The following is a 13,038-nucleotide window of genomic DNA, read 5'->3' on the forward strand; positions in this document are numbered from 1 at the left end:
TTCTATGGCGCCGGGGATCGGCGCCGGTCGGTTATCCCCGCTATCCCCCGACCGGACGGGGGCTGAGATCGGGGCGAGAGGGCCCGGCCGCCGCGGTTGAGCTGCCGCCCTCGGGCCGCCTCAGGCCAGGGCCTGCTTGACCAGCGGGCTCGCCTTGCCGAAGTCCATCTGCCCGGCGAAGCGTTCCTTCAGCACGCCGATGACCTTGCCCATGTCCTTGGGGCCGGCGGCGCCGACCTCTGCGACGATGGCGGCGATGGCGGCCTTGACCTCGGCCTCGTCCATTTGCCGGGGCAGGAAGGAGGACAGCACTCCGATCTCGGCGTTGGCCTGGTCGGCGAGGTCGGCACGGCCGGCCTTCTCGGCCGTCTCGCGCGATTCCTGCGCCTGCTTGATCATCTTCTGCAGCATGGACAGGATATCGGCATCCGGGATCGGGTCCTTGCCGTTGCCGCGCGCCTCGATGTCCCGGTCCTTCAGGCCGGCCTGGATCATGCGGACGACGGACAGACGGGTCTTGTCGCCCGCCTTCATCGATTCCTTGACCGCGGCGCTCAACGTTTCCCGCAGGGACATCTGGCTTTCCTCACTCGTCCGGAACGAGCGCCGCATGCCGAAGGCATTTTGCAAGCGCTCCACTAAGTATCTGATATGCCGTATCTTTATTGAAAGTGTCCGGGGTTGACGCGTCGCGGCCGCCCCCTTACTTTCCGCGCCACACCGGCGATTGCCCCATTTCGGCACACCGCCGCCCGCGCAACGGGGACTTAGGACGAAAATGACCGGCACACAAGTCGCGGCCCCTGGCCAGGCATCCCTCACTGCTGCGCAGGCGCCGGACGCCTGGGTCGAGCCGAAGGTGACGGCGTTGCTGGTGCTGGCGGACGGGACCGTGCTCGAGGGGCAGGGGCTCGGCGCCGAGACCGAGGCCGCCGGCGAGGTCTGCTTCAACACGGCGATGACCGGCTATGAGGAGATCCTCACCGATCCCTCCTATGCCGGGCAGATCGTCACCTTCACCTTTCCTCATATCGGCAATGTCGGTGTCAACGACGAGGACATCGAGACCGTCAACATGGCTGCGACCTCGGGCGTGCGCGGCGTCGTGGTGTACGCTCCGATCACCGAGCCGGCCAACTACCGCGCGACCCGCCATTTCGACGCCTGGCTGAAGGCGCGCGGCATCCCCGGCATCGCCGGCATCGACACGCGGGCGCTGACCGCGCTGATCCGCGACAAGGGCATGCCCAACGCCGTGATCGCCCATGCGCCGGACGGGATCTTCGATATCGCGGCGCTGAGGCGCCAGGCCGCGGCGCTGCCCTCGATGGACGGCCTCGACCTGGTGCCGCCCGTGACCTCGGCCCAGCGCTTCGACTGGGACGAGACCGTCTGGCGGTGGAACGAGGGCTATGGCCGCCAGGAGGCGTCGCGCCATCGCGTGGTGGCGGTCGACTACGGCGTCAAGCGCAACATCCTGCGCCTGCTCGCCAATGCCGGCTGCGCCGTGACGGTGGTGCCGGCCACGGCCACGGCCGACGAAATCCTGGCGCTGCAGCCCGACGGCGTGTTCCTGTCCAACGGCCCGGGCGATCCGGCCGCGACCGGGGCCTATGCGGTGCCGGTGATCCGGGCCCTGCTCGAGCGCGAGGTGCCGGTGTTCGGCATCTGCCTCGGCCACCAGATGCTCAGCCTTGCCGTCGGCGGGCGGACCACCAAGATGAAGCAGGGCCATCACGGCGCCAACCATCCGGTCAAGGATCTGACCACCGGCAAGGTGGAGATCGTGTCGATGAACCATGGCTTCGCCGTGGATCGCGGCAGCCTGCCGGCCAATGCGGTGGAGACCCATGTCTCGCTGTTCGACGGCTCCAATTGCGGCCTGGCTCTGACCGACCGCCCGGCCTTTTCCGTGCAGCACCACCCGGAAGCGTCTCCCGGGCCGCGCGACAGCCATTACCTGTTCGATCGTTTTGTCGCGATGATGGATAAACGGCGCGCCGCGAAGGCGGCTTGAGGGAATGCTGATGCGTGCTGCGATCGCCACCGGCCTGGTGCTCCTGGGGCCCTGTGCCGCCGTGGCGGGCGACGCCGTTCCTCTGCCGGACTATTTCGAGGCGAGCTGGGATGTGGTGGCGGCCGAGCCGCTGGCGACCTATCCGGCGCCCTCTCCCAAGGCCCGGCCGATCGTCGGGGTGGCGCGCGACCTGCCGCCGATCATGCTCGCCGGCGTGCCGACGCCGCCGGAACGGCCGGTGGTGACGCCGGGCGCCGCCGCCTATGCCTCGCTGTCGCCGGACGTGGCGCTGTCCCGGCCGGTGCCGGAGGCGATCTCCGTGCCGCTGCCGGTGCCGCGGCCCCGCGTCATCGACCAGGACGAGGCGGCGCAGGCGGCCGCGCCCGTGCCGGTCCCTGCGGCGCCCTTGCCCCGCGCCGCTCCGGCCGATCCCGCCGCCGTCATCCCGCCGCTGCCGGCCAAGGACGGCATGGTGCTCCGTCCGGATGCCAGGTCCGCGGCGCCCGAGACCAAGGTGGCGATGCTCGGCGGCATGCCGGGGGCGGGCATGGCCATCAATGCCCTGGCGCGGATGGAGCCGCTGCCGCCGATCGTCAAGGGGGCCTGCAGCGTCGCACGGCCCTACAAGGTCACGGCGCTCGGCCCCAACGGCCGCACTTCGCTGGTGCCGCCGGCGACGCTCGACGTCGGCATGGTGCAGGGGCTGGCCCGATGGGAGGCGGAGGTGCAGGCGGCAGCCGCCAAGACCCTGGGCGAGCCGATCGTGGCCATGAAGGTCGCCGCCTCCTATGACTGCCGCACCATGAATCATCGTCGCCGCGCCCGCCTCAGCGAGCATTCGCATGCCAATGCCGTCGACATCGCCGCCTTCGTCACGGCGAGCGGCAAGGAGTATACGGTCGAGCGTGATTTCCACAGCCGCGGCGCCAGCGGCGCTTTCCTGAAGCTGGTCCATGCCGACACCTGCGACGTGTTCCAGGTGGTGCTCGGCCCGGGCTCGGACGGCATGCACGAGAACCACCTGCACATGGATCTCGGCCGCTGGAAGGCCTGCCGCTAGCGCGCGATCCTTGCCTGTCATGTCGGCAGGGCAGATGCCTGCGGCGACGGTATGTCGCTGCGGCCACTTCACGGGACTTTGTCGACGCGCGTTACCGGCATTAGCCGAACATTAAGCGCATTGCTTTCTCGTGACTGTCGAGCACCCAGGCAGGGCCCGACCGGATCGTATTCATGCGCTTCACCGACTTCAAGCTGATCACCCAGATCGCTGTTCCGCTGGCGGTCGTCGTGACCGTGGGAGCAGGGGCCTTGGTCGGCCTGGCGGCGACGACGCTGCGCAACGCCGAGGAGACCTACACGCAGTTGCTGGATCAGGACGCGACCGCCATGCTGTCGCTCACCGGCGCCGCCCAGCGCATCGCCGACATGAACCGGCTGATCTTCCAGGCGGTGGCCGAGACGGACGAGGCCAAGATCATCGTCCTGGCCGAGGGCGCTGCCCAGGTGCGCGCGCGGGCGCAGGGCGCGTTCACGGCCGCCCGCTCGGCGTCGCCGGAGATCGCCGGCAAGGTCGACGAGCTGCTCGCCGAGTTCGGCGACAAGGTCCAGCCGGCGATGGAGCAGACCCTGGCGCAGGCCAAGGGCGGCGCCAGGGCCGATGCCCTGGCGACGTCGCAGCAGACACTGTCGCCGGCGATCCGCCGGGTGACGCGCAAGCTGGAGGAACTGGTCGAGGCGAGCGGCAAGCGCATGGCGGCGGACCGCGAGGCGAGCCGGGTCGAGCAGGCGAACGCCTTGCGCATCATGGTCGGCGGCGCTGCCGCCGGCGTTTTCGTGCTGGTGCTGCTGCTGGTGCTGCTGGTTCGCGCCACCGCATCCCGGCCGCTCGTGCGCCTCTCGGCCGCGATGAGCCGCCTCGCCGACGGCAACCTCGACGTCGCGGTCGAAGGGGCCGGGCGCCGCGACGAGATCGGCGCCATGGCGCGCAGCCTTGCCACCTTCCGCGAGAACGCGATGAAGGTGCAGGCGCTCGAAGCCGAGCAGGGCCGCGCCAAGGCCGAGGCCGAAGCCGAGCGCCGCGCCGCCATGGCCGGCCTCGCCGACAGGTTCTCGGCCGAGGTCCAGGGCATGATCCAGAATTTCGGCGCAGCGGCCCGCCAGCTCGAGCAGAGCGCCCAGGCGATGGAGGCCTCGGCCGACGACAGCCGGCAGCGTTCCAGCGTCGTCGCCACCGCCTCGGAAGAGGCGTCCTCGAACGTGGAGACCGTGGCTGCCTCGGCCGAGGAGCTGACCGCCTCGATCCGGGAGATCGCCCGCCAGGTGGAGGAGGCCTCGGGCATCGCCGGCGACGCGGCCGGCCAGGCGGCGGATGCGCAGGCCCTGGCCCACGGCCTCGCCGTCTCGGCCCAGAAGATCGGCGAGGTGGTGAGGCTGATCAACGACATCGCGGCGCAGACCAACCTTCTCGCTCTCAATGCCACCATCGAGGCGGCCCGGGCGGGCGAGGCCGGCCGGGGCTTTTCGGTGGTCGCCTCGGAGGTCAAGTCGCTGGCGGCGCAGACCAGCCGGGCGACCGAGGACATCGCCCACCAGATCAACGCCGTGCAGGGCGCGAGCCAGGGCGTGGTCGGAGCGATCGCCGGCATCGACCGGACCATCCAGCGCATCAATGAGATCTCGGCCGCGGTCGCCGATGCCGTCGGCCAGCAGGATGCGGCGACCCGGGAGATCGCCCGCAATGTCGGGCAGGCCGCGCTGGGCACCCAGGAGGTCAGCGCCAACATCGTCTCGGTGAGCGCGGCCTCGGCCCGCACCGGTGCCGCCGCGGTCGAGATCCTCGCGGCCGCCAGCAACCTGTCGCGCGACTCCGAGCGGCTGAACCACGAAGTCGAAGGCTTCGTCGGGCAGATCCGGACGGCCTGAGAGCCTCTCCGAGCGGCCCGGCCCGCGACCCGAAAGGTCGGCGGCCGGGCCTTTCCGTTCAGCACGGCCGTGCGGCCGCCTCGCCCGGCCCGGCCAGCCGCTCTCCGAAGGCGACGAGGACGCGGCCGAGCCGCATGGCGGCATGGCCGAGAAGCCGCCGGCGCCGGCGCGGTGGCTCGGCCGGCGGCGCGTCACGCGGGATCCGGACCGCCAGGGTCAGGCCACGGCTCCATCCGGCCATGAGCGAATCTTGGAACATGACGGCCCTCCGTCTTGCTGCCCATGCGGCGACACTGCGCCGGTTTCGGGAAATATGCTTTGGATTGAAGGCCATGCCGGACTTGTCCGCAAACGAGCTTTTCTTTCATCGAACTTGCTATTAAGAAGTTCTGCTCATGAATGAGCGGAGGCCGCCATGGGCGAGCGCCTGCCTTCCCTGCCAGCCCTGCGGGTGTTCGAGGCTGCCGGCCGCCTGCTGAGCTTCACCCGCGCCGCCGAGGAACTGCACGTCACCCAGGCGGCGGTCAGCCACCAGATCCGCGTGCTGGAGGACCAGATCGGGCAAGCCTTGTTCCAGCGCAGCACCCGGCGCCTGCAACTGACGGCGGCGGGGCGCATGCTGCTGCCGGCGGCCTCCTCGGCCTTTTCGATGCTCGAGCGCGCTATCGCCGACCTCGGCCGGGCCAGGGCGATGCTCGGCATCACCGTCAGTCCCTTCTTCGGCGGGCGCTGGCTGGCGCCGCGGCTGCGCCGCTTTGCCGGACGCCATCCGCAGATCGAGGTCTCGGTGCGCCACACCCAGACCGTGCTCGACCTGGCGTCGGAAGGGCTGGACCTCGCCATTCGCAGCGGGCGTGGGCGCTGGCCGGGCGTCGAGGCGGAGCGGCTGTTCTCGCTGGACCTGACGCCGGTCGCAGCGCCCGAGCTCGTCCGGCGGCTCGGCCCGGACGTGCGGTCCGTCATCGGCGGGGCGGCGCTGCTGCACTCCGAGACCCGGGAGGAATGGGCGGACTGGCTGACCATGGCCGGGCTCGATCCGCGGCTGGCGGAGCAGGGGCTCGTCTTCGACGACGAGCACGTTCTGGTCGAGGCGGCCCTGGGCGGACAGGGGCTGGCCCTGGTGGAGGCCGGCCTGGTCGCCAAGGAGATCGCGGCGGGGCACCTCGTCGAGGTGACCGATCTCGCCATCGGGAACTGCGGCTACTACCTGGTCTACCGGCCCGGCGCCCTGGAGGTGCCGAAGGTCCGGGCATTTCGGGATTTCATCATGGCCGAGGCGGCCGCCGGCAGCCTGTTGCCCGCGAAGGCCCAGACCGGCCGCGGGGCGGGATAGGCGCGCCGATCGGCAACATCATCCTTCCCCCGGACGCCAAAATGCTCTAATCCCACGGCTCGATCCGTCCGGCGCCGCGGTGTGATGCCCCGCGGCTTTTTCATGCCGGTCTCCCGCTATTCGGACGAGCAATGCCCAAACGCACCGACATCTCCTCGATCCTCATCATCGGCGCCGGCCCGATCGTCATCGGCCAGGCCTGCGAGTTCGACTATTCCGGCACGCAGGCGGTCAAGGCCCTGAAGGAAGAGGGATATCGTGTCGTCCTGGTCAACTCGAATCCGGCGACGATCATGACCGATCCGGAGCTGGCCGACGCGACCTATGTCGAGCCGATCACCCCGGAGATCGTCGCCAAGATCATCGAGAAGGAGCGGCCCGACGCGCTCCTGCCGACCATGGGCGGCCAGACCGCGCTCAACACCGCCCTGGCGCTGGCGGCGTCGGGCGTGCTGGAGCGGTTCGGGGTCGAGATGATCGGCGCCAAGGCCGACGCCATCGACAAGGCCGAGGATCGCGATCGCTTCCGCGCCGCCATGACCAGGATCGGCCTGGAGACGCCGCGCTCGGCCATGGCGCATTCGCTGGTCGAGGCGCTGGAGGCGCTGGAGACCATCGGGCTGCCGGCGATCATCCGCCCCTCCTTCACCCTCGGCGGCACGGGCGGGGGCATCGCCTACAACCGGGCCGAGTTCATCGACATCATCGAGCGCGGCCTCGACGCCTCGCCCACCAGCCAGGTGCTGGTGGAGGAGAGCGTGCTCGGCTGGAAGGAGTTCGAGATGGAGGTGGTCCGCGACAAGGCGGACAATGCCATCATCGTCTGCTCGATCGAGAACATCGACCCGATGGGCGTGCACACCGGCGATTCGATCACCGTCGCCCCGGCCCTGACGCTGACCGACAAGGAATACCAGGTCATGCGCGACGCCTCGATCGCGGTGCTGCGCGAGATCGGCGTCGAGACCGGCGGCTCCAACGTGCAGTTCGCGGTCAATCCCGCCGACGGCCGTCTCGTCGTCATCGAGATGAATCCGCGCGTGTCGCGCTCCTCGGCCCTGGCCTCGAAGGCCACGGGCTTTCCCATCGCCAAGGTCGCGGCCAAGCTCGCCGTCGGCTACACGCTGGACGAGATCGAGAACGACATCACCGGCGGCGCCACGCCCGCCTCGTTCGAGCCGACCATCGACTACGTCGTCACCAAGATCCCGCGCTTCGCCTTCGAGAAGTTCCCGGGCGCCGAGCCGATCCTCTCCACCGCCATGAAGTCGGTGGGCGAGGCGATGGCGATCGGCCGGACCTTCCAGGAGAGCCTGCAGAAGGCGCTGCGCTCGCTGGAGACCGGGCTGAGCGGCCTCGACGAGATCGAGATCGAGGGCCTGGGCAAGGGCGACGATCGCAACGCCATCCGCGCCGCGCTCGGCGAGCCGACGCCGGAGCGGCTCCTGCGCGTGGCGCAGGCGATGCGCCTCGGCCTCAGCGACGCCGACATCCACGCCGTGTGCAAGATCGATCCCTGGTTCCTGGCCCAGGTCCGCGGCATCGTCGAGACCGAGCAGAAGATCCGCCGCCTCGGCCTGCCGTCGACGCCGGGCGCCTTCCGGGCGCTGAAGGCCATGGGCTTCTCCGACCGGCGCCTGGAGACCCTGGCCGGCCTCGCCGACGGCGCGGCCTCGGCGGCGCGGCGCGGCCTCGGCGTGCGCCCGGTGTTCAAGCGCATCGACACCTGCGCCGCCGAGTTCGCCTCGCCCACCGCCTACATGTACTCGACCTATGCCGCGCCCTTCGCCGGCGCGCCGGCGGACGAGGCCGCCCCCTCGGACCGGCGCAAGGTGGTGATCCTCGGCGGCGGGCCGAACCGGATCGGGCAGGGCATCGAGTTCGACTATTGCTGCTGCCACGCCTGCTTCGCGCTCTCGGACGCCGGGTTCGAGACGATCATGATCAACTGCAACCCGGAGACGGTGTCGACCGACTACGACACGTCCGACCGGCTCTATTTCGAGCCGCTGACAGGCGAGGACGTGCTGGAGATCCTGGAGACGGAGAAGTCGAGAGGCACGCTGCACGGCGTCATCGTCCAGTTCGGCGGGCAGACGCCGCTGAAGCTGGCCGCCGCGCTCGAGGCGGCCGGCATCCCGATCCTCGGCACTTCGCCCGATGCGATCGACCTCGCCGAGGACCGCGACCGCTTCAAGCGCCTGATCGACAAGCTGGCCCTGCGCCAGCCCAAGAACGGCATCGCCTATTCGGTGGAGCAGTCGCGCCTGGTGGCGGCCGATCTCGGCCTGCCGCTGGTGGTGCGGCCCTCCTATGTGCTCGGCGGGCGGGCCATGGCGATCATCCGCGACGAGGCCACCTTCGACGACTACCTGCTCGGCACGCTGCCGCAGATGGTGCCGCCGGACGTCAAGGCGCGCTATCCCAACGACAAGACCGGCCAGATCAACATGGTGCTCGGCAAGAACCCGTTGTTGTTCGACCGCTATCTCTCCGACGCGGTCGAGGTCGACGTCGACTGCCTCAGCGACGGCAAGGACACCTTCATCGCCGGCATCATGGAGCATATCGAGGAGGCCGGCATCCATTCCGGCGATTCGGCCTGCTCGCTGCCGCCGCGCTCGCTGTCGCCCGAGATCATCGCCGAGCTGGAGCGCCAGACCCGGGCCATGGCGCTGGCGCTCGGCGTCGGCGGCCTGATGAACGTGCAATATGCCATCAAGGACGGCGCCATCTACGTGCTGGAGGTCAATCCGCGCGCGTCCCGCACCGTGCCCTTCGTCGCCAAGGTGATCGGCGAGCCGATCGCCAAGATCGCGGCTCGGATCATGGCCGGCGAGACCCTCGCCGCCTTCGGCCTGGTGTCGAAGCCGCTCGGCCATATCGCGGTGAAGGAGGCGGTGTTCCCCTTCGCCCGCTTCCCCGGCGTCGACACGGTGCTCGGGCCGGAGATGCGCTCGACGGGCGAGGTGATCGGCCTCGACACCGATTACGGCGTCGCCTTCGCCAAGAGCCAGCTCGGCAGCGGCACCAAGGTTCCCACGGAGGGCGCCGTGTTCGTGTCGCTGAAGGACGATGACAAGCCGCGCATCGTCGAGACCGTGAAGCTCCTGGTCGAGCTCGGCTTCACCATCCTCGCCACCGACGGCACGCAGCGCTTCCTGGCCGAGAACGGCATCGCCGCCACGCGCGTCAGCAAGGTGCTGGAGGGGCGTCCGCACATCGTGGACGCCATCAAGAACGGCGGCGTGCAACTGGTGTTCAACACCACCGAGGGCGCCCAGGCGCTCAGCGACTCCCGGTCGCTGCGCCGTGCGGCCCTCTTGCATAAAGTGCCGTATTACACCACTCTCTCCGGTGCGATTGCGGCGGCGCAGGGGATCAAGGCCTTCAGGAGCGGCGATCTGGAAGTGCGCTCGTTGCAATCCTATTTCGGGGCCGCTGCCTGACGGGCAGACGGCGGCGCCGGGCGTGAAGTCCGACAGTGCAACCGACCGCGGGCCGGATTCCATGCCGGCCGCGTGAGTTTTTTGCGTCTTGGTAGAGAAGAACGACGATGGACAAAATCCCGATGACCCCCGCGGGTCACGCGGCGCTCGAAGCGGAGCTGAAGCAGCGCCAGCAGGTCGAGCGTCCGCGCATCATTGCGGCGATCTCCGAAGCGCGCTCGCATGGCGACCTGTCCGAGAACGCGGAATATCATGCCGCCAAGGAGGCGCAGGGCCACAATGAGGGCCGCGTCGCCGAGCTGGAGGACATGCTTGCCCGCGCGGAGGTGATCGACGTCTCCAAGCTGTCGGGTGACATCGTCAAGTTCGGGGCTCGCGTCACGCTGATCGACGAGGACACCGAAGAAAAAAAGACCTACGTCATCGTCGGCGAGAGCGAGGCGGACGTGCGCTCGGGCAAGATCTCGATCGGCTCGCCGCTCGCCCGCGCCCTGGTCGGCAAGAAGCAGGGCGTCTCGGTCGAGGTCAACACGCCCAAGGGCCCGAAGGCCTACGAGATCGCCAACGTCGCCTGGGGCTGAGACGAGCCGGGCGGCGGCCGCCGCCGCCCATCCGTCCGGAGGACCGACATGCTCGACCGTCGCGCCATGCTGGGCCTCGCGGGCACATCGCTGCTCGCCGCGCTCGCCGCCGGCTGCGCCACCCCGGTGCCGCTGCCGCTGGAGGCGCGCAACCGGCCGATCGGCGCCATCCGCGCCAGCGGCTCGGCCAACGTCACCCTGGCGCAGCTCGCGCCCATGGTCGCCGAGGCGCTCGCCGTCGAGCTAGGCCCGCGCTACGTGCCGGGAGCGAAGGGCGGGTCGACCCTGATCGTTCAGCTGAAGACGGTCGTCCTCGAGGATGACGGCGGCGGACGGGACGATTTCCGCATTGGCTTCGACTCCGTCGATCAGCTCGATGGCCGGGTGGAACTGGTGGGGCCGCGCGGCGAGGCCTATGCGAGCTTCCCGCTGCTGGCCAGCACCGGCCAGGTCTTCGGCTCGATCATGGACATCTATCCTGATCCACGCCGGCTCAGGAACCTGGCCCGCACCTACGCCCACTGGATCGTGGTCAAGCTCGCCTGAGTCGAGGCGTCATCCGCGGCCAGGCGAAAGCTGCGTCAGTCCGGCAGCGGCAGTTCGGCCGGGACGATCGCCTCGTCCTTGACCGGGCGCAGCGTCAGCGCCGTCTTGACGTTGCGCACGGACGGGGCGGCGGTCAGCTCGACCACGAAGGCCTGGAACGCCTTGAGGTCCGGCGCCACGCATTTCAGCACGAAGTCGGCATCGCCCGACAGCATCCAGCATTCGCGCACCAGCGGCTGGCCGCGCACATATTCCTCGAAGGCCGCCAGGGCGGGGCCTGCCTGCGCCACAAGGTTGACCATGGCGAAGACCGTCACCTCGTAGCCGAGCGCGCTCGCATCCAGCAGCGTGCGGTAGCCCTTGATGACGCCGCTCTCCTCCAGCGCCCGCACCCGGCGCAGGCAGGGCGGGGCGGAAATGCCGACGCGCGACGCCAGTTCGACATTGGTCATCCGGCCGTCGGCCTGCAATTCCCGCAGGATCTTCCAGTCGACGGTATCAAGGCGTGCACGCACTGGCGATTTTCCGTTGCGAACAGGGGTTCCGGTCCCTGACAGGCTCTAGACCGGGTCATGGAAGCAAGGCAAGCATCTTTATGGCGCGGGACGAGCCATCCACGACATAAGCTTGCGCGCAGCCCCAGTACGAAATCGCGAGACCCATCGATGCCGATTGCCTTTCACGAGACCATTCCGATCCTCCGCATCTTCTCGGAGGAGAAGGCCAAGGCCTTCTATGTCGGCTTTCTCGGCTTCGCCGTGGACTGGGAGCATCGCTTCGACGATGCCGCGCCGCTCTACATGCAGGTGTCGCGCGGCGGCCTGGCGCTGCATCTGAGCGAGCATCACGGCGACGGCACGCCCGGCACCATCGTGTTCGTACGCATGAGCGGCATCGAAGCTTTTCACGCCGAGGTCAATGCCAAGGGCTACGGCTTCATGCGCCCGGGCCTGGAGGAGGCGCCCTGGAACGCGCAGGTGATGGAGGTGATCGATCCGTTCGGCAACCGCATCCGCTTCGAGCAGGCGCGCGGCCACGAGGAATGAGCCTGGGCATCGGCCGCGCCCGAGGGCGCGGCCGGCGCGGGGCAGGGGGCCGAGCCCGTCAGTCGGCCTGGAAGGTGACGTTGACCTCGACGTGCAGCTCGCTCTCGCCGGCCTCGATCGGCACCGGCGCCGAATCGCCGGCCCGCTTGGCGAATGCCGCCATCGGCACCGGGGCTTCGCGCGAGGCACCCTCGACGATGCGCGTTACCTGGCCGAGCTTGCGGCCGGCCGCCGTGGCGTAGATCTCGGCCTTACGCCGAGCGTCGGCCACCGCCGCCTTGCGCGCTTCGTCGAGCAGCTCGGACTGGCGCGACACCCGGAACTGGATGCCGTTGACGGCGTTGGCGCCGGCGCCCACCGCCTTGTCCATCACCGCGCCGAGCTTGCCGAGATCGCGGATGCGCACCGCGACGTTGTTGTTGACCGTATAGCCGGTGATGCGCGGCGGCATCTGCTCGCCGTTCTGGGGATAGACGTAGACCGGCTGCAGCGAGAAGTCGGAGGTCTGGATGTCCTTGGCGTCGATGCCCTCGGCCTTGAACAGGGCGATGACCTTGGCCGTGGCCTGGGAATTGCCGTCGAGCGCCTCGCGCGCCGTCGCGGCCTGGGTCACCACGCCGGCGGTGATCACCGCCATGTCCGGCCGGGCGCTGGCCGTGCCGTCCCCGACGACGGAAATGGTGAAATCGTCGCGATCCGCCGCGACGGCGAGGGTGGCCGCCGGCACGGCGAACGCGAACAGGGCGAGCGCCGGGGGAGCGAGGAAGCGAAACAGCATGATCTCTCCTATGGGCAATGTGCCGGCGCGCTGGGTGGCATCGCATCGCGGCCGGATCGTGGCGAAGGCGCGCTCCGCCGGGATTGCGGGGGGCCGCGCTCTCGCGTAAACGCTAGGGATGCGTTGCGCTACGGGCCTGTAGCTCAATGGTTAGAGCCGGCCGCTCATAACGGTCTGGTTGGGGGTTCAAGTCCCTCCGGGCCCACCAACGATTTCAATATGTCACGCAGATTGCTCACGGGCACACTGCGAACACGGCAACGTTTCGGCCGGGTCGGCGCACCTGTGGCCGCTTGCGCCGCGCTTCGACATAGGCGCGCAGGACCGCGTTCATGTCTGCTTGCCGTCTGCGCCTTGATGATC

12 protein-coding genes and 1 tRNA gene are annotated in these 13,038 nt (G+C 69.5%); 9 read left to right on the forward strand and 4 right to left on the reverse strand.

All coding sequences use genetic code 11. The features are described 5' to 3' along the window. Positions 1–120: 120 nt before the first annotated feature. Positions 121–576, reverse strand: coding sequence for a GatB/YqeY domain-containing protein (locus tag AC27L4_RS23530; protein ID WP_487144841.1), 456 nt, complete (start codon positions 574–576; stop codon positions 121–123). A 202-nt stretch (positions 577–778) separates the two neighbouring features. Between AC27L4_RS23530 and carA the strand changes: the two genes are divergently transcribed. From carA to AC27L4_RS23545, 3 genes are all read left to right on the forward strand, one after another. Beyond that, entirely contained in the window at positions 779–2,017 is a 1,239-nt protein-coding gene (gene carA / locus AC27L4_RS23535; RefSeq protein WP_487144842.1) for a glutamine-hydrolyzing carbamoyl-phosphate synthase small subunit, read from the forward strand. A 10-nt stretch (positions 2,018–2,027) separates the two neighbouring features. Next, on the forward strand, positions 2,028–3,077 hold the full coding sequence (locus AC27L4_RS23540; RefSeq protein WP_487144843.1) for an extensin-like domain-containing protein: 1,050 nt from the start codon (positions 2,028–2,030) through the stop codon (positions 3,075–3,077). Positions 3,078–3,250: 173 nt separating this feature from the next. Further along, positions 3,251–4,942, forward strand: coding sequence for a methyl-accepting chemotaxis protein (locus AC27L4_RS23545; protein ID WP_487144845.1), 1,692 nt, complete (start codon positions 3,251–3,253; stop codon positions 4,940–4,942). Between the two features lie 58 nt (positions 4,943–5,000). Here AC27L4_RS23545 and AC27L4_RS23550 read toward each other — a convergent pair whose 3' ends face one another. Further along, entirely contained in the window at positions 5,001–5,201 is a 201-nt protein-coding gene (locus tag AC27L4_RS23550) for a hypothetical protein (RefSeq protein ID WP_487144846.1), read from the reverse strand. A 156-nt stretch (positions 5,202–5,357) separates the two neighbouring features. Here AC27L4_RS23550 and AC27L4_RS23555 point away from each other — a divergent pair, with 156 nt between their 5' ends. The 4 genes from AC27L4_RS23555 to AC27L4_RS23570 all read left to right on the forward strand — a co-directional run bounded on the left by AC27L4_RS23555 (position 5,358) and on the right by AC27L4_RS23570 (position 10,851). Further along, the gene (locus AC27L4_RS23555) at positions 5,358–6,275 is read left to right on the forward strand and encodes a LysR substrate-binding domain-containing protein (RefSeq protein ID WP_487144848.1); all 918 of its coding nucleotides are present in this window, start codon (positions 5,358–5,360) and stop codon (positions 6,273–6,275) included. Positions 6,276–6,406: 131 nt separating this feature from the next. Next, on the forward strand, positions 6,407–9,724 hold the full coding sequence (gene carB / locus AC27L4_RS23560; RefSeq protein ID WP_487144849.1) for a carbamoyl-phosphate synthase large subunit: 3,318 nt from the start codon (positions 6,407–6,409) through the stop codon (positions 9,722–9,724). A 107-nt stretch (positions 9,725–9,831) separates the two neighbouring features. Next, positions 9,832–10,305 carry a transcription elongation factor GreA gene (gene greA / locus AC27L4_RS23565; protein WP_487144851.1) on the forward strand — a complete coding sequence of 158 codons (474 nt, stop codon included), beginning with the start codon at positions 9,832–9,834 and terminating at the stop codon, positions 10,303–10,305. A gap of 48 nt (positions 10,306–10,353) precedes the next feature. After that, positions 10,354–10,851, forward strand: a complete 498-nt coding sequence (locus tag AC27L4_RS23570) for a hypothetical protein (RefSeq protein ID WP_487144852.1) — start codon at positions 10,354–10,356, stop codon at positions 10,849–10,851. A 35-nt stretch (positions 10,852–10,886) separates the two neighbouring features. Here AC27L4_RS23570 and AC27L4_RS23575 read toward each other — a convergent pair whose 3' ends face one another. Beyond that, positions 10,887–11,366: an Lrp/AsnC family transcriptional regulator gene (locus AC27L4_RS23575; protein ID WP_487144853.1), complete on the reverse strand. Its 480-nt coding sequence runs from the start codon at positions 11,364–11,366 to the stop codon at positions 10,887–10,889. Positions 11,367–11,516: 150 nt separating this feature from the next. On the opposite strand from AC27L4_RS23575, the gene AC27L4_RS23580 reads away from it, so the two are divergent. Then, a complete protein-coding gene (locus AC27L4_RS23580; RefSeq protein ID WP_487144855.1) occupies positions 11,517–11,897 on the forward strand; it encodes a glyoxalase superfamily protein in 381 nt (126 codons plus the stop codon). Between the two features lie 58 nt (positions 11,898–11,955). On the opposite strand, the gene AC27L4_RS23585 is transcribed toward AC27L4_RS23580, so the two are convergent. After that, entirely contained in the window at positions 11,956–12,675 is a 720-nt protein-coding gene (locus tag AC27L4_RS23585) for an SIMPL domain-containing protein (protein ID WP_487144856.1), read from the reverse strand. Between the two features lie 132 nt (positions 12,676–12,807). Between AC27L4_RS23585 and AC27L4_RS23590 the strand changes: the two genes are divergently transcribed. Next, positions 12,808–12,883 (forward strand) — tRNA-Ile (locus AC27L4_RS23590). The last annotated feature ends 155 nt before the right edge of the window (positions 12,884–13,038 follow it).

The sequence above is a fragment of the Labrys sp. Lb11 genome (genome assembly GCF_057554225.1).